The sequence below is a fragment of the Mucilaginibacter lappiensis genome (genome assembly GCF_050433765.1).
Classification (GTDB): Bacteria; Bacteroidota; Bacteroidia; order Sphingobacteriales; family Sphingobacteriaceae; genus Mucilaginibacter; species Mucilaginibacter lappiensis_A.
Map to the genome: position 1 here is coordinate 13,196 of NZ_JBNPWP010000004.1, position 24,642 is coordinate 37,837.

General features: G+C 42.4%; 24 protein-coding genes. 7 read left to right on the forward strand and 17 right to left on the reverse strand.

The features are described from left to right. Positions 1-9 precede the first annotated feature (9 nt). From M2273_RS13275 to fdhD, 3 genes are read right to left on the reverse strand one after another with little or no spacing between them, the layout of a single operon-like run. Entirely contained in the window at positions 10-2,328 is a 2,319-nt protein-coding gene (locus tag M2273_RS13275; protein ID WP_429397537.1) for an FdhF/YdeP family oxidoreductase, read from the reverse strand. After that, positions 2,325-2,681: a DUF7009 family protein gene (locus M2273_RS13280; RefSeq protein ID WP_429397539.1), complete on the reverse strand. Its 357-nt coding sequence runs from the start codon at positions 2,679-2,681 to the stop codon at positions 2,325-2,327. The genes M2273_RS13275 and M2273_RS13280 overlap by 4 nt, the downstream gene beginning before the upstream one ends. A gap of 5 nt (positions 2,682-2,686) precedes the next feature. Beyond that, positions 2,687-3,586, reverse strand: a complete 900-nt coding sequence (gene fdhD / locus M2273_RS13285; RefSeq protein ID WP_429397541.1) for a formate dehydrogenase accessory sulfurtransferase FdhD — start codon at positions 3,584-3,586, stop codon at positions 2,687-2,689. 418 nt (positions 3,587-4,004) lie between these two features. Between fdhD and M2273_RS13290 the strand changes: the two genes are divergently transcribed. Both M2273_RS13290 and M2273_RS13295 read left to right on the forward strand, forming a co-directional pair. Next, positions 4,005-4,247, forward strand: coding sequence for a MoaD/ThiS family protein (locus tag M2273_RS13290; protein ID WP_090464779.1), 243 nt, complete (start codon positions 4,005-4,007; stop codon positions 4,245-4,247). A gap of 118 nt (positions 4,248-4,365) precedes the next feature. After that, a complete protein-coding gene (locus tag M2273_RS13295) occupies positions 4,366-4,788 on the forward strand; it encodes a molybdenum cofactor biosynthesis protein MoaE (protein ID WP_429397543.1) in 423 nt (140 codons plus the stop codon). 369 nt (positions 4,789-5,157) lie between these two features. On the opposite strand, the gene M2273_RS13300 is transcribed toward M2273_RS13295, so the two are convergent. The 5 genes from M2273_RS13300 to moaA all read right to left on the reverse strand — a co-directional run bounded on the left by M2273_RS13300 (position 5,158) and on the right by moaA (position 10,319). Beyond that, the gene (locus tag M2273_RS13300) at positions 5,158-6,210 is read right to left on the reverse strand and encodes a ThiF family adenylyltransferase (RefSeq protein ID WP_429397545.1); all 1,053 of its coding nucleotides are present in this window, start codon (positions 6,208-6,210) and stop codon (positions 5,158-5,160) included. A 5-nt stretch (positions 6,211-6,215) separates the two neighbouring features. Then, on the reverse strand, positions 6,216-7,382 hold the full coding sequence (locus M2273_RS13305) for an NTP transferase domain-containing protein (RefSeq protein ID WP_429397547.1): 1,167 nt from the start codon (positions 7,380-7,382) through the stop codon (positions 6,216-6,218). Then, the gene (gene moaC / locus M2273_RS13310; RefSeq protein ID WP_429397549.1) at positions 7,363-7,833 is read right to left on the reverse strand and encodes a cyclic pyranopterin monophosphate synthase MoaC; all 471 of its coding nucleotides are present in this window, start codon (positions 7,831-7,833) and stop codon (positions 7,363-7,365) included. The genes M2273_RS13305 and moaC overlap by 20 nt, the downstream gene beginning before the upstream one ends. A 174-nt stretch (positions 7,834-8,007) precedes the next feature. Continuing rightward, entirely contained in the window at positions 8,008-9,204 is a 1,197-nt protein-coding gene (locus M2273_RS13315) for a molybdopterin molybdotransferase MoeA (RefSeq protein ID WP_429397551.1), read from the reverse strand. Positions 9,205-9,329: 125 nt separating this feature from the next. After that, positions 9,330-10,319, reverse strand: a complete 990-nt coding sequence (gene moaA, locus M2273_RS13320; protein ID WP_429397553.1) for a GTP 3',8-cyclase MoaA — start codon at positions 10,317-10,319, stop codon at positions 9,330-9,332. A gap of 179 nt (positions 10,320-10,498) precedes the next feature. Here moaA and M2273_RS13325 point away from each other — a divergent pair, with 179 nt between their 5' ends. Genes M2273_RS13325 through M2273_RS13335 form a run of 3 tightly spaced genes read left to right on the forward strand, consistent with a single transcriptional unit; the run spans position 10,499 to position 12,730 of the window. Then, positions 10,499-10,966, forward strand: a complete 468-nt coding sequence (locus M2273_RS13325) for a hypothetical protein (RefSeq protein WP_429397555.1) — start codon at positions 10,499-10,501, stop codon at positions 10,964-10,966. Between the two features lie 15 nt (positions 10,967-10,981). Then, positions 10,982-12,133, forward strand: a complete 1,152-nt coding sequence (locus M2273_RS13330; RefSeq protein ID WP_429397557.1) for an XdhC family protein — start codon at positions 10,982-10,984, stop codon at positions 12,131-12,133. Between the two features lie 6 nt (positions 12,134-12,139). Further along, positions 12,140-12,730 (forward strand): nucleotidyltransferase family protein, encoded by a 591-nt coding sequence (locus M2273_RS13335; protein ID WP_429397559.1) that lies wholly within the window; start codon positions 12,140-12,142, stop codon positions 12,728-12,730. A gap of 212 nt (positions 12,731-12,942) precedes the next feature. On the opposite strand, the gene M2273_RS13340 is transcribed toward M2273_RS13335, so the two are convergent. The 6 genes from M2273_RS13340 to M2273_RS13365 all read right to left on the reverse strand — a co-directional run bounded on the left by M2273_RS13340 (position 12,943) and on the right by M2273_RS13365 (position 19,616). Further along, entirely contained in the window at positions 12,943-14,103 is a 1,161-nt protein-coding gene (locus tag M2273_RS13340; protein WP_429397561.1) for an aldose epimerase family protein, read from the reverse strand. 45 nt (positions 14,104-14,148) lie between these two features. Beyond that, positions 14,149-15,204, reverse strand: a complete 1,056-nt coding sequence (locus tag M2273_RS13345) for a UDP-glucose--hexose-1-phosphate uridylyltransferase (protein ID WP_429397563.1) — start codon at positions 15,202-15,204, stop codon at positions 14,149-14,151. Positions 15,205-15,545: 341 nt separating this feature from the next. Continuing rightward, complete coding sequence (locus tag M2273_RS13350; RefSeq protein WP_429397565.1) at positions 15,546-16,415, reverse strand: HAD-IIA family hydrolase; 870 nt, start codon at positions 16,413-16,415, stop codon at positions 15,546-15,548. A 57-nt stretch (positions 16,416-16,472) separates the two neighbouring features. Next, positions 16,473-17,510 carry a hypothetical protein gene (locus tag M2273_RS13355; protein ID WP_429397567.1) on the reverse strand — a complete coding sequence of 346 codons (1,038 nt, stop codon included), beginning with the start codon at positions 17,508-17,510 and terminating at the stop codon, positions 16,473-16,475. A gap of 184 nt (positions 17,511-17,694) precedes the next feature. Then, positions 17,695-18,084 carry a GxxExxY protein gene (locus M2273_RS13360; protein WP_429397569.1) on the reverse strand — a complete coding sequence of 130 codons (390 nt, stop codon included), beginning with the start codon at positions 18,082-18,084 and terminating at the stop codon, positions 17,695-17,697. Between the two features lie 173 nt (positions 18,085-18,257). Beyond that, the gene (locus M2273_RS13365; RefSeq protein ID WP_429397571.1) at positions 18,258-19,616 is read right to left on the reverse strand and encodes a glutamine synthetase family protein; all 1,359 of its coding nucleotides are present in this window, start codon (positions 19,614-19,616) and stop codon (positions 18,258-18,260) included. A gap of 132 nt (positions 19,617-19,748) precedes the next feature. On the opposite strand from M2273_RS13365, the gene M2273_RS13370 reads away from it, so the two are divergent. Beyond that, positions 19,749-20,144, forward strand: a complete 396-nt coding sequence (locus tag M2273_RS13370) for a gamma-glutamylcyclotransferase family protein (RefSeq protein WP_429397573.1) — start codon at positions 19,749-19,751, stop codon at positions 20,142-20,144. A 72-nt stretch (positions 20,145-20,216) separates the two neighbouring features. Here the strand turns inward: M2273_RS13370 and M2273_RS13375 are convergent, their stop codons facing one another. From M2273_RS13375 to M2273_RS13385, 3 genes are all read right to left on the reverse strand, one after another. Then, entirely contained in the window at positions 20,217-21,227 is a 1,011-nt protein-coding gene (locus M2273_RS13375; protein ID WP_429397575.1) for a glutamine synthetase beta-grasp domain-containing protein, read from the reverse strand. Positions 21,228-21,552: 325 nt separating this feature from the next. Then, the gene (locus M2273_RS13380; RefSeq protein WP_429397576.1) at positions 21,553-23,010 is read right to left on the reverse strand and encodes a hypothetical protein; all 1,458 of its coding nucleotides are present in this window, start codon (positions 23,008-23,010) and stop codon (positions 21,553-21,555) included. An 83-nt stretch (positions 23,011-23,093) separates the two neighbouring features. Continuing rightward, positions 23,094-23,813 (reverse strand): RluA family pseudouridine synthase, encoded by a 720-nt coding sequence (locus tag M2273_RS13385; protein ID WP_429397578.1) that lies wholly within the window; start codon positions 23,811-23,813, stop codon positions 23,094-23,096. Between the two features lie 148 nt (positions 23,814-23,961). Between M2273_RS13385 and M2273_RS13390 the strand changes: the two genes are divergently transcribed. Next, the gene (locus tag M2273_RS13390) at positions 23,962-24,444 is read left to right on the forward strand and encodes a hypothetical protein (RefSeq protein ID WP_429397580.1); all 483 of its coding nucleotides are present in this window, start codon (positions 23,962-23,964) and stop codon (positions 24,442-24,444) included. Positions 24,445-24,642: the final 198 nt, after the last annotated feature.

The window sequence follows — 24,642 nt, forward strand, 5'->3', positions numbered from 1 at the left end:
CTTTTATACTTACCCAGCCTTATGCTTTTTAATCTTAATAAACACCAGCTTTGATGTAGGCGTATTACTTTGCTTGGCTACGCTGTCTATGGGGATCAAAACATTGGCTTCGGGGTAATAGGTAGCGGTGCAGCCCTGAGGAATGCTGTAAGGTACTACTACAAACAGATGAGCCGCGCGTTCAACGCCACCGAAGTTATTATACAGATCTACCTGCTCGCCCGATTTAAATCCGGCCTTTTGCATATCCTGCTCGTTCATGAATATTACCCGGCGTTCATTATGGATACCACGGTAGCGATCATCTAAACCATATATGGTGGTATTAAACTGATCGTGACTGCGAATAGTGGTCATGCGGTATTCATCCGCAGCCATTTCATGTTTCGGCAGACCGGCCAGGTTGAATAAGATCCTGCTGCCATGCTTTTCACTCTCAAACTTACCTGTCCGTGGGGCGTTGGGCAGGTAAAAGCCTCCGGGCGTACGTACCTTCTGGTTATAACCTTCAAAACCGGGTATCACTTTGGCAATTACATCGCGCACGGCATCGTAGCTTTTTTCGTATTTATCCCAGTCGACTACCGAACGACTTCCCAGGGTTGCTTTAGCCAGGCGGCACACGATCTGGTTTTCGCTCATCATATCCTTTGAAATGGGTTCCAGCATGCCTTTTGACATTTGGATAACCCCCATCGAATTTTCACAACTGATGAATTGTGCTTCGCCATTCACTACATCTTTATCGCTGCGCGACAGGGTTGGCAATATCAACGCCTCTTCACCATGCACCAAATGACTCCGGTTAAGCTTGGTGGATACGTGAACCGACATTTCGAGTTTACGCAGTGCTTCGGCAGTATAGGTAGTATCCGGCGTAGCCGAAAGGAAATTACCTCCCATCGCGAAAAACACTTTCAATTTACCCTCATGCATGGCCTGTATTGATTCTACTACGTCATACCCATGATCGCGCGGTGGCTCAAACCCAAAAACCTCCTTCAGTCTATCCATCTGTTTGGGATAGGGCTTATCATATATCATCATGGTACGATTGCCCTGTACATTGCTATGTCCGCGTACGGGGCATAAACCTGCACCCGGCTTACCAATACTTCCTTTCAGGATGATTAAGTTAACGATCTCCTTCACTGTATCTACCCCGTTTTTGTGTTGCGTAACACCCATAGCCCAGCAAATGATGATCCTGGTTTTATCTTTTAGCATATCAGCAGCCTGCTCAATTTGTGCCAGCGGCACGCCTGCTTCCTGCGCCAGGTGATCAATATCGTACTGGTTTAAATGGTTAAGGAACGCCACATAACCTTTGGTGCTATTCATTATAAACTCATGATCGAAAACTTTGCCGGGGTTTTCCAGCTCGGCTTTATACAATAACTTTTCTATGGCTTTTAACAGCGCCATATCGCCGTTAATTTTTACCTGAAGGTACAGATCGGCCAGGTGAGTAGTGATGCCCAACAAGCCTTTAACTGTTTGCGGATTTTTAAAACCCATCAGTCCGGCCTCGTACAGCGGGTTTATGGCAATGATCTTTGATCCTTTTTCCTTTGCCTTTTGCAATGCGGTAAGCATCCGCGGGTGGTTGGTGCCGGGGTTTTGCCCTATGATGATGATTACTTCGGTGTCATAAAAATCATTCAGGGTAACGGTACCCTTGCCTATACCAATGGAATCGGCTAATGCAACACCGGTTGACTCATGGCACATGTTTGAGCAATCAGGCAGGTTATTGGTACCGTATTCGCGCACAAACAGCTGATACATAAAGGACGCTTCGTTACTTGTACGTCCCGAGGTATAAAAAGCCGCCTCATTTGGCGACGCCAGGCCATTCAGTTTATCCCCTATCTTTTTAAAAGCATCATCCCAGCTAATGGGCTGGTAATGCGTTGCGCCTTTGGGCAGATAAACCGGCTGGGCTATGCGACCCTTTTTGCCTATCTCATAGTCATTTAATTTGGCCAGATCAGTCACGGAGTTTTGGGCGAAAAATTCGGCTGTGAGCTTTTTAGTGGTGGCTTCTTCGGCCAGGGCCTTTGCCCCGTTCTCACAATATTCGGCAATGGGTGAACGATCATCGTCCGGATCAGGCCAGGCACAGCCTGAACAATCAAAGCCGCCCTTCTTGTTCATTTTAAACAGGCCCTCCATACCACGCACAAAACCAGCCTCGTGTAAAATATCAACCATGGCCGCCGTTACCGCTGGTATGCCTGCGGCCCATTCTTTTTGATCATCTAATTTAAGGTCAAGCAGTTCTTCGGGATTTTCTGCTGCCGGCTGTTCGTCTATCTCCTTGCTCATTTCTTTTTTGCCGCTAATGGGTTGGGGTAATTATCGCTCTGGTCTTCGGCCACGTTATCCAAACAGGTAAAATCTTTTTCAACCAGCAGGTGCAGGCTGCCATGCGTACCTTCAAAGCCTACCTTGTCGGTATCAGCAAACTCCACTATCAATCTTTTAGGCACATACATGGTAATGGTATTGTCCTTATAGGTTGCTGATAATTGCTCCTCATCTATCACCCGCAGCGCATAAAAAAGTTGCTGGCTGCCAAAATCAACTTCTTCCTGTAAATATCCCTCTTCGGCCAGCTGGGCTGTATCGGTACGGGTAAGCCTGTATCTTAATGAATTGCCTTTAATACGTATTTTCATCAGTTTTATTCGTTTTTAATGGTGATGAAATTATCATCAATGATGGTTTCATCGCCTGGTATCAGTACGCGGTGTGCCGCGGTATATATATTAAAACGCTCGTCGCGTAAAAAACCTATCAGGGTAATATTAAATTCTTCAGCCAATTGCACGGCCAGGCTCGATGGCGCCCCTACAGCCGCGATAATATTGATGCCTGCCATAGCCGCCTTTTGTACCAGCTCAAAACTTGCCCTGCCGCTTAGCAGCAGCACCGTTTGGTGCAGGGGCAACCAGTTATAAATAAGCGCGGCACCTATGAGTTTATCGAGCGCGTTATGTCTGCCCACATCCTCACGCAGCAGTAATAGCTCGCCCATAGTGGTAAACAGGGCCGATGCATGTAAACCACCAGTATCTGCAAACACCCGCTGGTGCTTGCGCAATATAACAGGCAGTTGGTATAAAACAGCTGTTTGCACCGTATCCTGATCTGCCTGCTGCCCTGCAAAACTGCTCACCGTGCGGATAGCATCGATAGAGCCCTTGCCGCAAACCCCGCAGCTTGACGTGGTATAAAAATTACGCGCCGTATTTTGCAGGTGAGGCAAAGTATCAGGACTTAAACTTACTTGTATCACGTTCTCCTTATTTTCGGCACAGGCAATAAAACAATGCTCCGTTTTGGCAATATCTTCCGGGTTTTTGATGATGCCTTCGGTAAATAAAAAACCGGTTGCCAGTTCGGCGTCATGGCCTGGGGTGCGCATGGTAACTGATATATTTTGCACCTGTCTTTGCCCCTCCGGCCCGTGCTCCAACCTGATCTCCAGTGGCTCTTCAATGGCAACAGCGTCGGTAGTTGTCTCGCCGGCGCTGGCATTTATTTTTATAACCCGGGTACTATATGTGGAATTAATGGCCATGTGTAAATATACAATTTAGGGTGTTGATTTGTTTAATCCTCACCTCCTGAAAAAGGGGAATATTGGATTTTGCAGAGACACATCACATGTGTCTCCCACCTGATTAGAGACGCATGTGATGCGTCTCTGCATTTACCAGCCGTCACTCAGCTCAAGCCCTCAGATGTTCGGAAGATCTTTTAATTCCCTCCCCACGGGAGGGGTGTGTTGGGATGTGAAGCGGCAGGGAGGGGTTTCTGCGCGCGATTAAAATACCTTTATAGCGCATAAACCCCTACCTCCTCCTTCCCAAGGGAAGGAATCGCACTGACCCCAAGCTTTCTTTTGGGCCGAAACCAAGTGACCATGCACTTTTAATATCATCCAAATAATTTACTTTTCCTGCTCTTTATATCCTATTTTGCCCTAATTTTGAGATATGAAGATCAACGTGCTGGCATTTGGTGTGGCAAAGGAAATATTTGGGAGTTCGCTGGTTAGCCTTGAATTAACAAACGATGCCACTATTTACAATTTAAAATACTTGCTGGAGCAGCAATATCCGCGCCTGAAACAACTGGCATCATACATGGTTGCGGTTAATAATGAGTATGCCCTGCCCGGTGATACCATACATGAACGAGATGAAATTGCCATTATTCCGCCGGTAAGCGGAGGATAATTTTGGGGAGCAAGGATCATTGGAGCAAGGATTATTAGAACAAGGACAGATAGATAAAAGATAGAAAGACAAAGGAGTCCTTTATCCTTTATCTTTTCATCCTTAATCAAAGTATCACATGACCAATACACAAATATTACTTTCTGCCGAAACCCTGAACATTCAGTCCTGCATTGATTGGGTCATGTCGCCCGAATCAGGGGGGGTAGATGTATTTATTGGCACCGTACGCAACGCCACCAAAGGCAAAGCTGTTTTAAAGCTCGATTTTGAAGCTTACGAACCCATGGCCATCAGCGAAATGGAGAAGATAGTACAGCAGGCTTTTGATAAATGGCCGGTGCAAAGGGTTTTGATCCATCACCGTACCGGTGCATTACAGGTTGGCGAAGTACCGGTGATTATAGCCGTATCCGCCGCTCACCGCGACGCCGCTTTTGACGCCTGCCGCTACATTATAGATACCCTGAAACAAACCGTGCCCATCTGGAAAAAGGAAGCTTTTGAGGATGGCGATATTTGGGTGGCAGCACATCCTTGATTTCGGATTTGGGATTTTCGATTTCGGATTTTGATCAATTTACTTTTGTTTAATTTACCAACTTGTCATGCTGAACTAAGTGAAGCAGCTATTGGCAGACATGCATAGTTTCACGAATAGATTCTTCGCTACGATACCCATGACGTTTTAACCGCCACAACTAACAAATATGTCATTGCTAGCGTAGCGCGGCAATCTCACCATACAGGTTGCATAGGCAAAGTTCGTTACTTGTCCTATGAGATTGCCGCGCTACGCTCGCAATGATACCATGTGATGGTATGAGTAAGAATTTCTTGAAATTTTAAAACTCAGGATGATAAATCCGATATTGCAAATCCGAAATCGAACATCCCAAATCCGAAATTATTATTGATCTTCCAGGTATGCCTTTAAGCCGCCTGCTAAGGAGAATACCTGGGCGTCGGGAATTTCTTTTAGGATGAGCTTTACGGCCTCTTCGCTTCGTTTGCCTGTTGCACAATAAAGTACTTTGGGTTTGGGATCGGTAAAGTAGGCCATGTAGCCTTCCAGCTCGTCTAAAGGGATGTGAATGCCGCCGATGTCAAAGGCGTCGCGCTCCTGTTCGGTACGTACATCTACCAGTTCAATAAGATCCTCTTCTATACATTTTTTTAGTTCGGTTACTGATATAGTGGGACTATTTACCGTTGCAGAAAGCCCCCTGACCGACGTTTTTGAAGTATTGCCAATTTTGATGATACGGGTCTGCATACTTTGCGCATCAAAAATCAATACTTTCCCAACCAGCAGTTCGCCGGTTTTGGTGATGTATTTTATTACTTCGTTTGCCTGCATACAACCTATGATACCCGCCAGCGTGGGAATCACACCACCCTCGGTACAGTTGGGTATCTGAGTAGCATCAACCTGCGGAAAAAGATCGCGGTAATTGGGCGATCTGGAATTTTCATCATAAACTATATTCCATACCGCAACCTGCCCCTCAAACTGGTAAATAGCACCATAAACCAGCGGCTTGCCTGTCATTACGCAAGCATCATTCAATAAATACCTGGTTTCAAAGTTATCGGTACCATCAACCACAATATCATATCGCTCAATAATGCTTAATACATTATCTGACGTGATCTTTTCGGAATGTGGCACCAGCTTAACATCCGGATTTTGCTTCTGCAAACGCTCACAGGCTATGTCAACCTTACTTTGGCCTATATCAGCAGGCGAATACAATATTTGCCGGTGCAAATTACTCATGGATACCACATCATAATCGGCAATGCCCAAAGTACCAATACCGCTCGACGTTAAATACTGACCGGCCGGGCAACCCAGTCCGCCTGCACCAACAATCAATACCCGGGCCTGCTGCAAAAGCAGTTGTGCTTCTTCGCTAAAACCGGGCAGGGCTATTTGGCAGCTATATTTTGAAATATCCATGATTATCAGTTAGCAGCGGTTTTTTGATGGAGAACTCTTTTTACTTTTTCCATATCCTCGGGTGTGTTCACGTTGGTCAACGCCTTCGGATCTGGTGCATTTAACAGGTTGATCCCGGTATTAATGAGCACCTTGCGCGGGCACGAATACCCCTGCGCCAAAAACGACAACAATATGGGGTAGCTTTTAGGTTCCCATATAGCGATCAACGGTTCTGGAAAATCAGTTACCGGACTGTGATAAGCTGTGGCGGTTAATGAACTGTTGCGCCAGGCAACCAGGTTGCGCAGGGTGGCTTCGTCCATCAACGGCAAATCGCAGGCTATTACCAGCCAGGCGTTATCAGGTCTTTCGCGGAAGGCCGACAAGATTGCCCCAAAAGGCCCCAAACCTGTAAATGTATCAACCAAAACAGGGTATTGTGCATCAACCTCGCCATGCTGACCAGACCTGCAGGATATAAATACCTCGTTACAAAAAGGCTTCAGCATATCGGCCATGTGGTATCTTTGCGGCTTACCGTGCCAGTTAACTTGTCCTTTATCAAAACCCATCCGCTGGCTTTTACCACCTGCAAGCACCAGGCCATTCAATACGGGCCTGGCCAGCTTCAAATTGGTTTCAAAAAAAGCGATAATCCTTTCCCTGTCTGATAGCCTGTAAACCGGTATATCCTGCCAGTGCGGCATGGCTTCCTGTATAAAATCAAAAACCTCGTCGCTGTTATCGGCTAATAAAAACAATTGCACGTTGGTTAACTGTTCAAGTCTTTTTAGCAGCGATGCCCTTTTGTTAATATCGATAATGACCACCTGCGCTTTAGCTTGCTGGTGATTACCATTTACCAGTACCAGATCGGCGTTGGCAAATTGCTGTTTAAGCTGATAGGGCATCACCGGGTTTTGAAAATTGTACTGCTGGTAATTTATCTGATCGGTATAATCAAGCACGGCCCCATTAGTGAGCCTGCCGGGTACCAGCGTAATATCATCATTGTGTGATGTATCGGCGTAAGCGCATTTATAGGTTGGCGATAACGCCCGGATAACATCATCGGCCAGCAATTTTATAACCGTGCACGGCCCACCCACAATGGCCCACTCATTGCGGCCGAAGTTGCCTGATTCCGGCCTTGCCAGTTTAGCGTGTTTTTTATGCTCGTTTAAAGTCACGTTTACCTCCTGTTTTTGCTATCAGTTTGGTTTCTTTTATTACAATGTCATGGCTCATGGCCTTGCACATATCATAAACAGTAAGCGCCGCAATGGATGCACCTACCAGCGCCTCCATTTCAATACCGGTTTTAGCGGTAATGCTTGCCGTACAATCAATTACTATTTCCTGCTGCTCATTAACCTGAATGGTTATGCTGCAGTTATCCATACCCAAAGGATGACAAAGCGGTATCAGGTCGCCGGTTTTTTTGGCCGCCATAATACCCGCAATGATAGCCGTTTGAAACACCGGACCTTTTTTGCTCATCAAATCACCGTCAACCAGGTGTTGCAGCACCTCATCAGGCAAAACAACTACACTGCGCGCCGTGGCAGTGCGGTGAGTAACCTGTTTTTCGGTCACATCAACCATTGCCGGGTTACCTTGTTTATCTATATGGGTTAACATTATTTGTTTTCTTTTTGTGTGATGTTTTTGTCTGAACCTGGATTAAACAGATTTATTAGATTTTTGGGATTTTGCTTTCTGAACCTTGATTAGCTTGATTTTGTGATTTCCATGACCCTATCAATAAAAAATCCTGTTAATCCATAAATCCCATAAATCCTGGTTCAGACAAATTTAATCGAACCTCAACACTTTAAACACATCTCCTGCTTTAAAATCGCTCCTTTCCAGGGGTAATTCTAAAAAAGCATCTGTATCTGCTAAGTTAGCAAAATCGCCTGAACCATTTCCTTCAATTGGCGATGCCATGAGCTGCCCTTGTGGGTTGCTGTGCAGTTTCACCTGCAAAAAATATTTCAAAGCCGGTTGAAAAGTAAAATCTTTATCTAAAACCGCGTACACGGGCAATTGTTCTGCAAAGCTTAAGGTTGCCTTTAGCCAGTGTAAAAAATACTTGTGCAGGCACATGAATGTGGCCACAGGGTTCCCCGGAAAAGCAAAAATAATAGCACCGTTCTGATGCCCGCCAAACCAAAAAGGTTTACCGGGACGCTGCGCCACTTTATGAAAAACCTTTTCAACCTGCGAGTCCTGGAGCGCCTGGGGTATATAATCAAACTTACCCATAGATATACCGCCACTAAGCAGCAGCACATCATAATTTTGCAAGCATCGCTGTATTTGCTGCCGTGTAACATCAGGATCGTCGGGGATATGTATCATATCGGGCTGCAGCGCGTGTTGCTGTAAAACCGCTTTTATTGTATAGTTATTTGATTTCCTGATCTGGTAAGGTGATGGTGTTTGATGCACATCAACCAGTTCATCGCCCGATGATATGATGACCACGCGGGGCATTCTTTTTACCAACAAATGAGTTTTACCAACCGATGCCGCCAAACTGATAATAGCCGGTGTAATTATTCGGTCAGCTGCCGCCAGAATATCATGTTGCTTTTTATCAGCTCCTTGCAAGTGCAGGTTCTGCCCCTTTTTTATATCTCGTGTAAGCACACTGGCCAGGCCGGTCCGTATCTCTACATCTTCATAACGGATCACCGTATTAACCGATGCCGGCATTACAGCGCCTGTCATGATCTCGATGCATTCATCCAGTTCATTAATTGTTGCAGGTTCATCGCCCGCGGCCTGGGTAGCTTTAATATGAAATGTATGGATGCCGTTTTCAATGGCCTGGTAGTTAATGGCTATGCCATCCATGGTTACCCGGTTAAAGGGTGGCAAGTCACGGTCGGCTTTTATAGCTTCGGCTAATACCCTGCCCAGGGTCTGTTCAAACGGCAGGCTTTCGGTACCATAATCTTTTAATTGTGCCAGTATCAGCTTTTCAGCTTGTTCAACAGTTGTCATATCATATATCAGTTTTTTTAGTATCAAGTAGCGAGTATCAAGTATCACGACAGCTGCATTTGTTTTATGAGAATATCAAAAATCTCGATACTTGATACTAACTACTTGATACTTTTTTATACTGTTCAACCGCCTATAGTGGCCATCGATTCGTGAATACCCGGATGTATCACCCGTTTGCGCTCGGCCTCCCATCCATCTATGGCGCGGCTGCCAAATGCATTCAGTAACACTGCCTTTAATTCGTCATCAGTTGCACCGTTACGCATCAGATCCTTAATATTAAGTCCGCCATCATCATATAAACAAGTTTTGAGCTCACCCTGCGGGGTTATCCTGATACGGTTGCAGGTACCGCAAAAGGTACGGGAATAGGCTGCTATGATACCTATAGTGCCCTGATGACCAGGTATCTGATAGTTATACGATGTAGAATATGACGGATCAGTTAATTTTTGTATCTGCGGATATTTACTTTTTATTTCGTCAAGTATGCGCACGTAATCCCATTGCAGGCCGGTGTAAATGTGGCCATCACCATTAAAAGGCATTTCTTCAATAAACCTTACACTCACGGGCATATCTTTGGTCATTTCAACCAGCGGGATTATGTCCTGTATGTTTTTGCCGTCCATTACTACGGCATTTATTTTTACTTCAATATCATGCTTGAGCAAAGCTTCTAACGCTGCCATCACATTGGCAAATTCGTCGCGGCGGGTTATGGTGAAAAAACGGTTGGCATCCAGCGTATCCAAACTCAGGTTTACCGACCGTACCCCTATCTTTTTCAATTCGGGCACATAGGGCGCGGTTAAAACCCCGTTTGTAGTTAGGCTCAACTCTTTTAAACCATTTAACTGCGATAAAGAGGTGAGCAACTGCATGATATCCTTACGCACAAAAGGTTCGCCGCCGGTAATACGGATCTTTTCGATACCCATTTTAACCAGTAAGGCACAGCTTTGCAGCATTTCTTCATAGCTCATGAGTTCCTTACGCGACAGCCAGTTCAAACCATCTTCGGGCATGCAATAAAAACAGCGCAGGTTGCACCTGTCTGTCACCGCGAGGCGCAGGTAATTGATTGTTCGGCCGTGATTATCTGTTAGCAAGGTAAAATTTATTTAAGACAACGTTTGCTTTGAAAATTAAGCATTGTAAAGTTAAATATTACAAATGGCTGTAATGTTTTTTAATTGTACTTTTTGTTCTACAAAATTGGTGATATCCGATATTCTATCGATATTAATACCTTTGATTTATATATTTACGCTACCTAAAAACCTGAGTTATGAAAGTTACAGGCTATATGCTATTACCAATTATATGTTTAACTATTGCCTGTAACCAACAATCAAAAAACAGCATACATAAACCTTTAACTAAAGGCGATAGTATTGTTTTGTATCAAAGTCCAGAGGTCTCATTGATCAGCTTAATAGCTAACCCTGATAAATACAACGGGAAAAAGATCCGGGTTATGGGTTATCTACATCTTGAATTTGAAGGCAACGGGTTATATCTTCATAAAGAAGATTATGACCATGCTATCGATAAAAATTCTATTTGGGTTAGCGTGGGTCCAAAACATCCCGAGGTTAGCACTTTAAAACAATATAGCGATCATTACGTAATTATGGAAGGCACTTATGATAGCCACATGAACGGACATATGGCTATGAATAGTGGCAGCATAAAAGATGTTACCCGCTTAGATGTTTGGGATCCTGCTAATTGGAAAACCGTTAAAAAGAATTAATATTAATTACCAATTGTGAAAGAACTACAGGATATTGTGCAGGCTTTTGATAAAGCTGATAAAAATGGAAAGCAAACGGCATTGGCTACCGTGGTGCATGTAGAAGGTTCTTCATACCGCCGCGCCGGTGCCCGGATGCTCATTACCGAAGATGGAGAGCTTACCGGCGCCATAAGTGGTGGCTGTCTGGAGGGCGATGCCCTGCGCAAAGCCCGCCTGGTGATGGCCCAAAACAAGCCTATGCTGGTAACCTACGATACTACCGATGATGATGATGCCAAGTTGGGTGTTGGTTTGGGTTGTAACGGCATTATCCATATACTGATAGAACCTATACTGACCGACAGGCAGGATAACCCTATACAACTTTTTAAGCTATTTTTGAGCAAGCGCGAACCGGTTGTGCTTATTACGCTGTTTACCATGAACGATAAGCAGGCCTCACAACCAGGTACCTGTTTATTGCTGACCAAAAACACGGATATTAAAGGTACTTTCCCTGATGAAGCCATAAAAGATATGTTACTGGCCGATGCCAAAGATGTTTTAGTAAACGGCAATTCGGTCACTAAAACCTATATCTATGGTGATAAATTTACCTGCTTTATTGAGCTGTTGCAGCCTGCGGTTTCGCTGGTGTTATTTGGGGCCGGTAACGATGCTATACCGCTGGTGCAACTGGCAGACGTATTGGGCTGGCATATTTATATTGTTGATGGCCGCTCCAATTATGCCATACCCGAAAGGTTTCCGCTGGCTAAAAAGATAATCATGGCCAGGCCGGAAAACGCCCTCGCTCAAATAGTAATTGACGACCGCACAGTAATTGTACTCATGACCCACAACTATATTTACGATATGGCCGTATTAAAGCAATTACTACCGCTACAATTACCGTATGTGGGGGCGCTGGGGCCAAAAAAACGATTGTTGCGTATGTTGGAAGAACTAAGAGATGAGGGTATGGAAATTACAGATGAACAATTGGCAAGTGTTTACGGACCGACGGGATTAGATATAGGATCAGAGAATGCGGATGAAATTGCCCTATCCATCATTGCCGAAATGCAGGCAGTATTAAATAACAGGATGGGTACATCCTTACGCCATAAAAATGCGATCCATAACCGCCATACAGGGCATATTATTAAGCAAACTTTGCATTAATATGATATGACTGGATTGATCATACTTGCGGCAGGCGCATCAAGCCGGCTGGGTACACCCAAGCAAAACCTTATTTACCAGGGACAAACTTTACTGCAACGGGCCATCCACACCGCTTTAACTTCAGCATGTTGCGAAAAGATCGTGGTGGTATTGGGGGCCAACGAGGGTGTGATCCGTCCGAATATATCTGATCATCAGATACATATTACTTATAACCCAAACTGGCAGGAAGGCATAGCTTCCTCCATACGGTTAGGTATTACCGAGCTGCAAAAGCTTGAACCCAACATAAAAGCAGCTATTTTAATGTTGTGCGACCAACCTTTTGTTGACCCTTTACTGATATACCAGTTAACTGAAAGAAAAGCAGAGAATAATAATGGCATTGTTGCTTGCGCCTACAAAGATACACTGGGAGTACCGGCTTTATTTGATGCCTCTTATTTTCCACAGCTACTCATGCTGCAAGGTAAAGAAGGTGCTAAAAAACTAATTAAAGCTTTTTCCCATGATGTTTTACCGGTGGCTTTCCCCTTAGGCGCTATTGATATTGATACTATGGATGATTATGAGGGGTTGGGAGAGCGGAAGTAAGCAATACAGAAAGAGTATAAATAAAACGCGTCATTGCGAGGAACGAAGCAAGAAGCCCCCTCTAAATCTCCCCCAAAGGGGGAGACTTTAAAAAAGTATTTTAAAGCCCTCTCCTTTGGAGAGGGTTGGGTGAGGCAATGACGGTATAAAGGATAACAAAAAAAGTGCTGCCAATGGCAGCACTTTTTTTGTTATTAAGGAAACCCTCCGGCTTATTTGGCTACCGAAAATTTATATAACGATTGTGTTTTGTAAACCTGGCCTGGTTTAAGTTCGGTTGACGGGAACTGCGGTTGGTTTGGCGAATCAGGATAATGCTGTGTTTCCATAGCAAATGAGGTACGGAATTCGTCTTTTATACCGCGTTTCATGGCATTTTTGGCTTGCATAAAGTTGCCACTGTAAAACTGTAAGCCTGGCTCCTCGGTAAACACTTCCATTTTTATACCGCTTTTATCACCAATTACGGTGGCTATAGGGGTTTTAATATCGTGTTTGTTCAGTACGTAGTTATGGTCATAACCTTTACCATCTTTTAGTTGCACGTTGTTATCATTTATCCTTTGGCCAATGGTGGTTGATTTGGTAAAATCAAATGGGGTACCATGTACATTTTCAATTTTGCCGGTAGGGATCAGGGTAGAATCAACCGGAACATAATTATCGGCATCAATTTGTACCAGGTGATCAAGAATAGTTCCGCTGCCTTCGCCGTTAAGGTTAAAAAAGGCATGGTTGGTTAAGTTCACTACGGTTTTTTTATCGGTTGTAGCTTCGTAAACCGCTTTAAACTCGTTATCATCAGTTAAGCTATAAATAACTTTCACACTCAGGTTGCCAGGGAAACCTTCTTCCATATCTTTTGACAGATAAGTAAGTTCCAATGTTGAGGAATCAATTTGTTTGGCATCCCATACTACACTCTGGTAGCCGTTTTTGCCACCATGCAGCGTATTAGGCGGATTATTTATGGACGACTGATATTCTGTACCATCAATTTTAAATTTGCCTTTGGCTATGCGGTTTCCATAGCGGCCAATGGTAGCACCATAATAAGGTTCGGTCGATTTTTCAAAACCTTCCACACTCTCAAAACCTAAAACTACATCAGTAAGCTTACCATTTTTATCAGGTACCAGCAGGCTTACTATACGGCCACCGTAATTGGTAAACGTGGCAACTATCCCATTTTTGTTCTTAAGGGTGTACAAATGTGTTTGTTTTCCATCGATTGTTTTTTCGAATGCAGAGGCTGGTGTTTGGGTGCTATCCGTCATAGTTGTTTTTTTCTTGTCAGATGATTGATTACAGGCGGCCAAATATACGCAGGCCGGCAAGATTACAAAGGAGAGGTTTTTAAATAATTGGTTCATAAAGGAGATGGTTTATATTGTTGGTTTAAAATTAATATTTTTTACTTATCCCTTCACTTTATAATGCACTTCACTTAAATTTCTTAGTTTTTCGGCGGCAAACTCGGCAGTAATATCACGCTGCGGATTAGCCAGCATCTCGTAACCTACCATAAATTTTTTAACCGTTGCCGACCGTAATAATGGCGGGTAAAAATGCATATGCCAGTGCCAGTACGGATGCTCACCCATATTTACCGGCGCCTGGTGCATGCCTGATGAGTATGGAAACGACGTTTCGAACATATTATCATATCTTACGGTGAGGCGTTTAATGGCATCGGCCAGGGCTGTTTTTTCATCCTCAGTAAAATACAGCAAACTGGTGATTTGTCTTTTGCTTACTATCATGGTTTCATATGGCCATACCGCCCAAAAGGGTACCAGTACAACAAAATGCTCGTTCTCAAAAATAATGCGTTCCTGACGTTTTAACTCCAGCTTTACATAATCGCCAAGCAGACTGCGGCTTTTTTGCTCAAAATAGTTTTTTTGCTGCTGGGTTTCCTTATCCACTTCAACCGGGATGCTGTTTTGCGCCCAGATCTGGCCATGCGGATGCGGATTACTGCAGCCCATAATATCGCCTTTGTTCTCAAATATCTGGATGTGCTTTATCCATGGGTAGGTTGCCAGGTCCTGGTATTCTGTTTGCCACACATCAACCACTTTCCTGATATCTTTGGTTTCCATCTGGGGCAGTGTAAGGTCATGCTGCGGCGAAAAACTGATCACTCTGCAAATCCCCCGCTGACTGTTGGCTACCAGCAGTTCATCATCATTAAGCCCGCCATCCGGCGTATTTAACAATAAGGATGAATAGTCGTTGGTAAAAACATAGCTGCCTTCATAATCTGGGTTCTCGCTCCCGTCGGCTCTTTTATTGCCGGGGCACAGGTAACAGTTGGGGTCGTATTCGGGTCTTTCATCGGCCTGGGCAGCTTCTACTTTACCCTGCCAGGGTCGTTTTGTACGGTGCGGGGATACTAATATCCAGTCGCCGGTTAAAATATTCAAACGGCTGTGCGGATGCTCTTTTAGGTCAAAGTTTTCGTTACTCATCAAGTTTAAATTAATTAGGTTTTGTTGGGTGATAAGCATGGGGTTAATGCCTTTATCGATCCAAAAATAAAAAAATAAATGTAAGACATACATTTAAAATAAATTTATTTGTCAGGAAGACATTTTAATTTGTTTGGATGGGTTGATTCCCTCCCTACGGGTTACTAATGTGAATTTCTTTTTTAAAATGTCATACGATAGAGTCAGAAGGGGAATGAGGGAAGCGCGAAAGAGAAATCTTCCACGACTTTTCATGCGAACTGTGTATGTTGTATAAGATTTCTCTCTATCGTTCGAAATGACAAGGAAAATTGGATTTAACCTTCTATGATACCGAACATTTAAAACCCCAGCTCGTCGTATTCCACAACGGCTGAATCGCAAATATAGGTTGGAACAATGCCGGTTGCGGTTATGCGGTTTTCGGCATCCTTGGGTTGTGTATTGCCTGATAATACCAATACGGTATCCAGTCCAAATTTATTACCACCCCAAATATCCGTTTGCAGAGTGTCGCCCACCATCACAATATCCTGCTTGCTGATAGGCCCTTTTTCGCGCAGCAAATCATAAGCAAACATGAACATCTGCGAATCGGGTTTACCAAAGCGAATAAACTCCTTGCCCACAATATTCTCCACCATCCGGGCTATTCCCCCTATTGCTATGGCCACATCATGTACCGACAGTGGGTAAGCATGATCAGTATTGGCAACTATGGCAGGGATAGTGCGTTTACGCAGCAGGTTCACAGTTTTATTCAGGTCATTAACCCAACTAAAACCTTCATCGTCCAGGAATACCAGGGCATTCACTTTTTCAATATTACTGCTGTCTATCTGGCTGATGGGCAGCGTATGCAGGCCCGAACGCTCAATATAATGCGCAGAATCTTCGGTACCCAGGTAGGCCACTATGCCATCGTTCACTTTAAGATCAAGATACTCTTTGGCCAGCATGCCCGATGAAACTATACGGTCGGCTGTAATCGCGTTTAAACCGGCTTTATGGTATGATTCGGCTAATTGTGTGGGACTGCGTGAAGCATCATTGGTAACAATATAATATTCCTTATTTTGCTGTTCAAGATAAGCAAACGTACGTTCAATACCCGGCAACAGGCCTTCATAGTTTTTCAGTACACCAAAAGCATCAAAAAAAACAACCTTGTACCTGTCAATAATGGATTTAAAGTTGTCTATTTTTTTCATGCTTTTGGTGTTGTTAATTTAATATTGTCGCAATATGCTTAAATATTAAACCACTGCCTATTTTAATTTCAACGCTTCAATAATTTTTTCAGCATCAAAGTCCCTGTCAACCGATGGCAGGTATACGTTAAATGCCTCTGCCTGCAACTTTTGCGCATATTGCTCGCTAAAAAAGTGTTTACCATCTTTAATTACATAATTCAATATAAAAAAGCGGTAAGCCTCTTTCATAAACCTGATCTCGTCGGCGGTTAGCGGGTTTATTTTATGATACTCCTTCAAAAAGATGATGAAGCGGTCTTCCATCATGGTGTTGATCACATAACTAAACACCGTACGGTCGCCAATATCAGATACCACCCTGCTGAAAAAGTAAAAATCAAGCACACGGTAACTCATCCTGAACCAGTCGTAATCCCAGCGCGAATACAATTCCAGGTTTGGGGTAACCGAAAAGTTGCCAATATTCCAGTCGATAAATACCGGGATAATCTCGAACGAGCTCATATTATATTTTGAGCGGTTCTTTAAAAAAGTTTCGCAATGATATTTTAAAAAGTCGGCCTGCATGGCTGTTCCAAACTCTTCTTCGTTATCCTCCAGTTGGTGCAACAGCGCAGAAATATCAGTACGCAGCGTTTTTGACGATTTAGGCAACACATTTTTAACCCTTGAACAAGCTTTATGGAACTTGCCAACCTGCTGCCCCAGTTTTTTAATCTGATTTTCATCGAGCCTGCGCGGCATGCGTTGCAATATGCGTGTTGGATTATAAAAAACCACCCAAGCATCTGTTTTGCCATGTTTATAATGGTAAATATAAACCCGGTTATTTTTTAATAAAGAGCGCGCCAGCAGGTTTTCGAACGGATAAAGCAGGTTATTTGCTAACGTTTGGATAATGCGGTGATCTTCTTTAAAATGCTCAAACTTACCGAAGTAAGACAGCTTGGCAATAATAATATCGTCGTCATCAAAAGTGATACGATAAACATGGTTGGTTGATACCATGGCGCTGATATCTTCAATAAGCCTGATGGTTTTTGAGGCATCATAACCCTCCCATGCTTTTTTAACTATGACTGAATAGTCCATTTACATAATTTAGGCTACAAAGATTAAATAATAATATCGAATAACGAATTTTTGTCTGAGCCTTTTGTCTGAACTTTTTTGTCTGAACTCAGATTAAACAGATTAACCATGATTTTTTACCTGCAAATCAAAATCCAAAAAATCTGATAAATCTGTTAATCTGTTTAATCCAGGTTCAGACAATTTAATATTGTCTAAACTTTTTATTCAATAATCGTTTAAACATTAATGATTTACTGCCGAAGTTTATGAGTAAACCGATTTCCATATTATAAGCTTCAAGATAATTAATACCCTGAGCCAAGTGAACAGGCTCTAACTCGATAATGGCTTTTAACTCGACCATTATTAATCCCTCAACAAAAAAATCAACTCTGCGGGTTCCAATTTCCTCCTCCCGGTAATAAATCGGCATTTCTTTTTCACGCTCAAAAACAAGGCCTTCAAAAGCCATTTCTAATTCAAGCGCCCGTTGATATATTACCTCCTGAAATCCGTTACCAAGCACAGCATGAACTTTCATGGCACATCCTATGATCCTTCGGATTATTTCATCGTGCTTCAGTTGATCCACATTGTTATTTATTAGGATTTTTATTTTTGTCTGAGCCTTTTGTCTGAACCGGGATTTTTCGGATTAAAGGATTAACCACGATTTTTCTCCTTTTACAAATCAAAATCCAATGAATCTGATAAATCTGTATAATCCGAGTTCAGACTAATCCCGGTTCAGACACATTCAGACAATTAAATAATCTCAAAGTATCTTTTCAGTTCCCAGTCAGTTACATGTTTAGCATATTGGCGATGCTCCCAAAGGCGGGTTTGGGTAAAGTGCTCCACAAAGCCTTCGCCAAAAAGCTCTTTGGCTATAGGTGAGTTTTGCATGGTTACAGCGGCATCATGCAGGTTAGTGGCCAGTACGCCGTTCCTTTTATCCTGGTAGCCATTACCTACGGTTTGCGGAATATTTAATGCCAGCTTATTTTTTATACCGTAAAGGCCCGAAGCCAGCGCAGCGGCCATAGCCAGATATGGGTTGGTATCAGAGCCGGGGATGCGGGTTTCTAAACGGGTATAGGCTGGTGTTGTATTGATCACCCGCAGGGCTGTGGTGCGGTTATCTACCCCCCAGGTAATGGTGGTTGGCGCCCAGGCGCCTTCAACCAGGCGTTTATAGCTGTTTATAGTGGGAGCATACATGGGTAATATATGAGGCAGGCAATGCAATTGCCCGGCAAGGTAATGCTTATGCAGATCGCTCATTTTATGTTCGTCACCGGCGCTGTAAAACAAGTTTTCGCTTTTATCCATGCTCCACAGGCTTTGGTGCAAGTGCCCGCTGCAGCCCGGCAGGGTTTCGGTCCATTTGGCCATGAACGATGCCATGATGCCATGTTTGTAGGCAATTTCCTTTACAGCAGTTTTAAACAGCACAGCTTTATCGGCAGCGCTTAAAACCTCATCATGCAATATAGCAGCTTCATATACACCCGGACCAGTTTCCGTATGCAAGCCCTCGATTGGGATATTGAACTGCGTGAGCAGGTTAAACAGATCATAATAAAAATCACTGTTCTCTGATGTGCGTAGTATGGAGTAACCGAACATACCCGGCGTAAGGGTATTTATATTGGTAAAATTTTTGTCGTTGACAGACTGTGGAGTTTCCCTAAAATTGAACCACTCAAACTCCTGCGCAAACTCGGCATGGTAGCCCATATCCACGCATTGTTTGGAGATGTGCTTCAGTAAACTGCGCGGACAAGCCGGCAGATCAACACCTTTGGGATCACTGTAATCGGCCAAAAAGAAAAGGATATTATCCTGCCAGGGGATGTTGCGCAATGTTGAAAGATCTATACGGCAAAGCTTATCAGGGTAACCGGTATGCCAGCCGGTAAGCTGTACATTATCATAACAAGCATCGCTGCTGTCCCAGCCAAAAACCACATCGCAAAAGCCATAACCACTTTGCAGGCCATCAATAAACTTTTTAGGGTGGATCACCTTGCCACGCAAAACGCCATCAATATCGGCAAAGGCGAATTTTATTTTCTGTATGTTATTTTCTTCTAAATATGCTTTGATCTGTTCCTCGTTCATGGTATAATATATAAGGCAGGTTATACTTTAGCAAGATAACCATTATGATGTAAACATAAAAAATTGCCTTTAGTGTTTATAGATATTCATTACGAATTTGAGCTTATCTTTGTTTATAACATCAGCTAATTAATGGAGCAAACCAACCCGCATTTATTTGTTTATGGCACCCTGCTTGATAACAACAATAGTTACGGCGCCTATTTACAGCAGCATTGTACCCTATTGCAGCCAGGCAAACTTAAAGGCAGGCTTTATGATATTGGCGACTATCCCGGCGCCATTGCTGATACCGATAGTGAAGAGTATGTTCATGGTAGCATTTATTTAATGGATGAGCCTGAAAAGATTTTGGAATTTATTGATGATTATGAGGGTTTTGGTGATGACCAGGCCCAGCCCAATTTATTTATCAGGATACAAGCAGATATTGAAACCGGTACCAACACGGTTGAGTGCTGGGTGTATGTTTACAATTTAGCGGTTGAGCATTTGCCCAGGATAAGATCAGGAAGGTATTTGAAATAGGGTAACAGCAATAACAAAAAAAATCCCCCGGCCTTTTGGGCCGGAGGAAGAAGTTAAAGTATATAAAGGGGCTTAAACTTTCGCTGATTTTACAGTTTTGATGATAACTGCAGCTACTTTGTATGGATCGGCAGCTGAGTTAGGGCGACGATCTTCCAGGTAACCACTCCAGTTGTGATCAACTGTATATAAAGGGATACGAATAGAAGCACCACGATCAGATACACCATAGCTAAAATCATTGATTGAAGCAGTTTCGTGTTTACCTGTTAAACGCAGTTCGTTATGAGCACCATACACAGCAACACACTCAGCAACTGCTGGGCGGAATGCTTCGCAGATAGCAGTAAATGTTTCTTTGCTGTTTGCAGTACGTAAGATTGTGTTTGAGAAGTTAGCGTGCATACCAGAACCGTTCCAGTCTAATTCACCCAATGGTTTGCAATGCCAGTTGATGGCAACACCATAGCTTTCGCCAATTCTTTCCAATAAATAACGGGCAACCCAAATTTGATCACCAGCTTCTTTAGCGCCTTTAGCGAAGATCTGGAATTCCCACTGACCTGCTGCTACCTCGGCGTTGATACCTTCAACATTTAAACCAGCTTCTAAACAAACGTCTAAGTGCTCTTCAACAATCTCACGACCGTAAGCATTGTTTGCACCTACTGAACAGTAGTAGGGGCCTTGCGGACCTGGGTAACCACCTGCCGGAAAACCAAGAGGTTTGTTAGTTTTAGGATCCCATAAAAAGTATTCCTGCTCAAAACCAAACCAAAAATCATTATCATCATCCTCAATATGAGCACGACCGTTTGACTCATGAGCTTCACCTTTTGAATCCAACACTTCGCACATTACCAGGAACGCGTCTTTTCTTTGAGGATCTTTACAAATGAAAACCGGTTTTAAAACGCAATCAGATGAGCCACCTGGTGCCTGTTCAGTTGATGAACCATCAAAGCTCCAAAGCGGGCAGTCTTCTAATTTACCGCTGAAATCTTTTTCAATTTTTGTTTTGCTGCGCAGGCTTTGGGTTGGTTTATAGCCATCAAGCCAAATGTACTCGAGTTTAGTTGCCATTTTTAAATTAATTTGTAAAGTTGTGGTTCTAATTATAGTTTTTCTGTTAATCTGACTAATTATTAAGGCGAATTTAAATTATTTTTATAAAAATCATTACATTTTTGTGAAATTTTTACAATTTTTTTCCACAAACGCTACTTTTTAAGCTTAAATACGTAAAAACAAGGTTAACAAATATCATTTTTAACATTTTCATATTTTACAGCATTAAAATCATTGATTTTTTATCAAAAATGTAAAATATTGAAATAAAGACTATTTTAGGAGCTTTTTGACTTAAAAAATTTACTAATTATGAAAAACAGGCAAAATATATATCCGCTTAATCGCTTAGTTTTTGCGATACATTTTTGAGGGCCTTATCCAATTGTTCGGCAGAGTATTTCAGGTAATTTTTTGTTTGTAAAAGTTCAGCCCCTTTATTACTCTTATCATTCATCAAATCAAGCAGACCCAATATATTTGAAAGGTGATTACGTACCTCGTGCGAATTAATGGTGGCAAGCTCATGCTTTTGTGCTGCATATAACAGCTTTTCATAGTGTCGTTTTTGCCTGTTGCTGCGGTAAAAAATGGCTATTACAACAACTATTAAAAATGCCAGGGCTACAATAAACCTGAGCTTTAGCTGCTCTTTTTTGTAAAGCAGCATGTTTTCGTAATACAGGCCTTGCACATCATTAATTTTCACTTGCGATGATATATTCCCAACCTGTGTAAGGTTATTAACATTCTGTTTTGATTGCTGCAAGGCCTGTTTAAAATTATAAGCGGCCTTTTTACTATCATTTTTAAGTTGAGCGATTTCACCAAGCATCTCATACAAATGAAACTTTATTTCGGGATGATTGCCTAATAAAGGCCGGGCAAGCAGCTCATTTATAATATACCTGGCCGAATCAATTTGTCCGTTATTAAAATAAGCGTCAGCAAGGCATTGCTCATCAATATCAACTTTTATATACAAGCTATCTTTCAATAAAGCATTTATAACTGGTATAGCCGCTTTATAATCACGTTTTAACAACAGCAAATAATAGCCGGTACGTTTTTGAGAGGTGTATAGTTTATTGGTTTGATCTTTAAGCAGGTTTAATTTTTCATGATACATGCTTAATGAATCATACTTACCTGCCCTGAAATAGTTTTCGGCTTTATTATAGTTTATGAGCCTTAAAATAATGATGGAGTTTAGTTTATACTTGTCGCATAAGTCTTGTGCCTCATCCAAATAAAATAACGATTGGCTGTATAAGCCGCTTTTATAATATATATCAGAAATGTTAACGTAAAGCAATGCTTCTAAAAAGGGATCATGAAGTTCTTTAACCTCATTTTTTGCCAAAGAATAGCTATAAATCGCATCAATGGCATTACCTGCATCAGTTTGTATAAATGCCAGTTGACTAAAAAACGTATATAGCAAAAAGTGATTTGATTTTTTTTGCTGCTCCTCAATTGCTTTTACTAATACTTGCTGCGCTTCATCAAATCTCAACAGACGTTTCAGGTAAATACTCTCTATTAAAAGTATCAGCGCCTGCTTGTTTTCGATATTGCTGCCAGAAATTGTCCTGGTAACAGAATCTTTTTTAAAAGCGAGGCCATTAAGCGGAAGATCCTGAATATGCCATTTGATATAATATACTAATTTTTGCTCGCGCAGATCCTTATCCTTTAGCCGAATAAAATTTAAAAGGCTGTCTTTTTCAATAAGAGGCTTTGAAAAAGCAGCATTAAAGCAGCATATGCATAAAATTGATAGCGTTAAGCGTAGCATTTTTAACATGCAGGCATATTTTTCATATAAAATATAAATTTACGCTTGCGCATGGTAAAAGCAAACATTACACATATTATTAACTAACTATCAAATTTTTCGAGCAGCTTTAACAGCGTTTCAAAATCTTTGGGATATGGGGCATGTATAGTGATCTCGGTCTCGGCGTTTATTTTGAAAGTAACCTCATATGCATGCAGGGCAAAACGTTTCATGATAGGTAATTCCTCCTGATCTTTACCCAAATGGTATTTACGTTTAATTTTTGACAGAAAAACCGGCTCGCCTTTGTACATATCATCCCCAGCAATTGATGCCCGCTGTGTGGCCAGGTGTATACGGATCTGGTGCATACGACCGGTTACCGGGCGACACTCTACCAATGTATAATGCTTAAAGTATTTTAACGACTGAAACCAGGTTTCGGCACGTTTGCCTTCCTGCCTGCTTATGGTAACATTGCCTTTGCCCACATTTAAAATAGGCAAATCAATCAACAGATTTTCAAAAGTATGTGTACCATCAATTACCGCGTGATAAACTTTTTTTACCTGCCGTTTTTCAAACTGCATAGATACCATACGATATGACCCAGGGTTTTTAGCGATGATAAGCGCACCAGACGTTTCCTTATCCAGCCGATGACAGATCTGGGCATCATCCCAATAAGCCTTAGCCAACCGCAACAAGTTAACCTCGCCCCCTTCACGCTCGTCAAGCGAACTTAGAAAGGGTGGCTTGTTCACTACAATCACATCATCATTCTCAAACAATATCAGATCGGCAAATTTCGGGAACTTCATATTTTAAATATAGCCGGCAAAAATACGGTTTATAATTTAAACAGTTACCAGCGTAAAACACCATTTGTTAACACACTGTAAAACAAACATTAACCACAATGGTTAAATACCATAACTAACAAATACAAACACCTATCTATTAAACAAAATGAGTAATAAAACAACCAAACCTGAAGAAAAGGGATTTTTTGAAAAGGTAAAAGAAACAATCGAGGAATTTTGGGATAGCACTAAAGACAAAGCCGAAGAACTAAAAGATAAAGCCGAAGAGAAAATAGAAGAGATAAAAGAAAAAGCAACTGCTAAAAAACCAGTTGTTGCTAAAAAAGCCAGTGCAACCAAAGCTGTCGTTACTAAAAAGGCCGACACTGCCGTAACCAAAGCCAAAACCGCGGCTGCCGGCGTAAAAGCCAGGGCCGATACCAAAGCAAAAGTTATAACTGCCAAAGCTAATAACGAAGTTGCTGCAGCCAAAAAAACCGTGACTGCCGTGAAAGAAAAAGCTACTGCCAAAGCAAAAGCGATAACTACTGATGCAAAAGCAAAGGCAACTAATGTCAAAAAAGCTGTTGCCACCAAAACAGCTAAAGCTGCCACAACGGTCAAGAAAAAGGCCTCAGCAGCTAAATAATTATCGCTTAGGATATAAAAAAAGCGGCCTGCTTAATACAGGTCGCTTTTTTATTACGCAGAATCAAAAATTCTGATTATTGGAGGGATCTGTACTCCAACCTGGATTGATGGTTACTTGGAAGCCTGAACCATTGGTTGGCGTACCAAACAAATACCCTCTGTATATTTTCCTTTCATTTTTTTAACCGTGACGCAG

What these genes read in the sequence shown, in the direction of transcription:
- M2273_RS13365 (WP_429397571.1), bottom strand. Translation starts at nt 19,616, where the DNA reads ATGAACGAGGAACAGATCAAAGCATATTTAGAAGAAAATAACATACAG.
- M2273_RS13325 (WP_429397555.1), top strand. Translation starts at nt 10,499, where the DNA reads ATGAAAGTTACAGGCTATATGCTATTACCAATTATATGTTTAACTATT.
- M2273_RS13345 (WP_429397563.1), bottom strand. Translation starts at nt 15,204, where the DNA reads ATGAGTAACGAAAACTTTGACCTAAAAGAGCATCCGCACAGCCGTTTG.
- M2273_RS13290 (WP_090464779.1), top strand. Translation starts at nt 4,005, where the DNA reads ATGAAGATCAACGTGCTGGCATTTGGTGTGGCAAAGGAAATATTTGGG.
- M2273_RS13300 (WP_429397545.1), bottom strand. Translation starts at nt 6,210, where the DNA reads ATGGATATTTCAAAATATAGCTGCCAAATAGCCCTGCCCGGTTTTAGC.
- moaC (WP_429397549.1), bottom strand. Translation starts at nt 7,833, where the DNA reads ATGTTAACCCATATAGATAAACAAGGTAACCCGGCAATGGTTGATGTG.
- M2273_RS13385 (WP_429397578.1), bottom strand. Translation starts at nt 23,813, where the DNA reads ATGAAGTTCCCGAAATTTGCCGATCTGATATTGTTTGAGAATGATGAT.
- M2273_RS13355 (WP_429397567.1), bottom strand. Translation starts at nt 17,510, where the DNA reads ATGGACTATTCAGTCATAGTTAAAAAAGCATGGGAGGGTTATGATGCC.
- M2273_RS13375 (WP_429397575.1), bottom strand. Translation starts at nt 21,227, where the DNA reads ATGGCAACTAAACTCGAGTACATTTGGCTTGATGGCTATAAACCAACC.
- M2273_RS13380 (WP_429397576.1), bottom strand. Translation starts at nt 23,010, where the DNA reads ATGCTACGCTTAACGCTATCAATTTTATGCATATGCTGCTTTAATGCT.
- M2273_RS13295 (WP_429397543.1), top strand. Translation starts at nt 4,366, where the DNA reads ATGACCAATACACAAATATTACTTTCTGCCGAAACCCTGAACATTCAG.
- M2273_RS13275 (WP_429397537.1), bottom strand. Translation starts at nt 2,328, where the DNA reads ATGAGCAAGGAGATAGACGAACAGCCGGCAGCAGAAAATCCCGAAGAA.
- M2273_RS13280 (WP_429397539.1), bottom strand. Translation starts at nt 2,681, where the DNA reads ATGAAAATACGTATTAAAGGCAATTCATTAAGATACAGGCTTACCCGT.
- M2273_RS13350 (WP_429397565.1), bottom strand. Translation starts at nt 16,415, where the DNA reads ATGAAAAAAATAGACAACTTTAAATCCATTATTGACAGGTACAAGGTT.
- M2273_RS13340 (WP_429397561.1), bottom strand. Translation starts at nt 14,103, where the DNA reads ATGAACCAATTATTTAAAAACCTCTCCTTTGTAATCTTGCCGGCCTGC.
- M2273_RS13315 (WP_429397551.1), bottom strand. Translation starts at nt 9,204, where the DNA reads ATGACAACTGTTGAACAAGCTGAAAAGCTGATACTGGCACAATTAAAA.
- M2273_RS13335 (WP_429397559.1), top strand. Translation starts at nt 12,140, where the DNA reads ATGACTGGATTGATCATACTTGCGGCAGGCGCATCAAGCCGGCTGGGT.
- fdhD (WP_429397541.1), bottom strand. Translation starts at nt 3,586, where the DNA reads ATGGCCATTAATTCCACATATAGTACCCGGGTTATAAAAATAAATGCC.
- M2273_RS13370 (WP_429397573.1), top strand. Translation starts at nt 19,749, where the DNA reads ATGGAGCAAACCAACCCGCATTTATTTGTTTATGGCACCCTGCTTGAT.
- M2273_RS13390 (WP_429397580.1), top strand. Translation starts at nt 23,962, where the DNA reads ATGAGTAATAAAACAACCAAACCTGAAGAAAAGGGATTTTTTGAAAAG.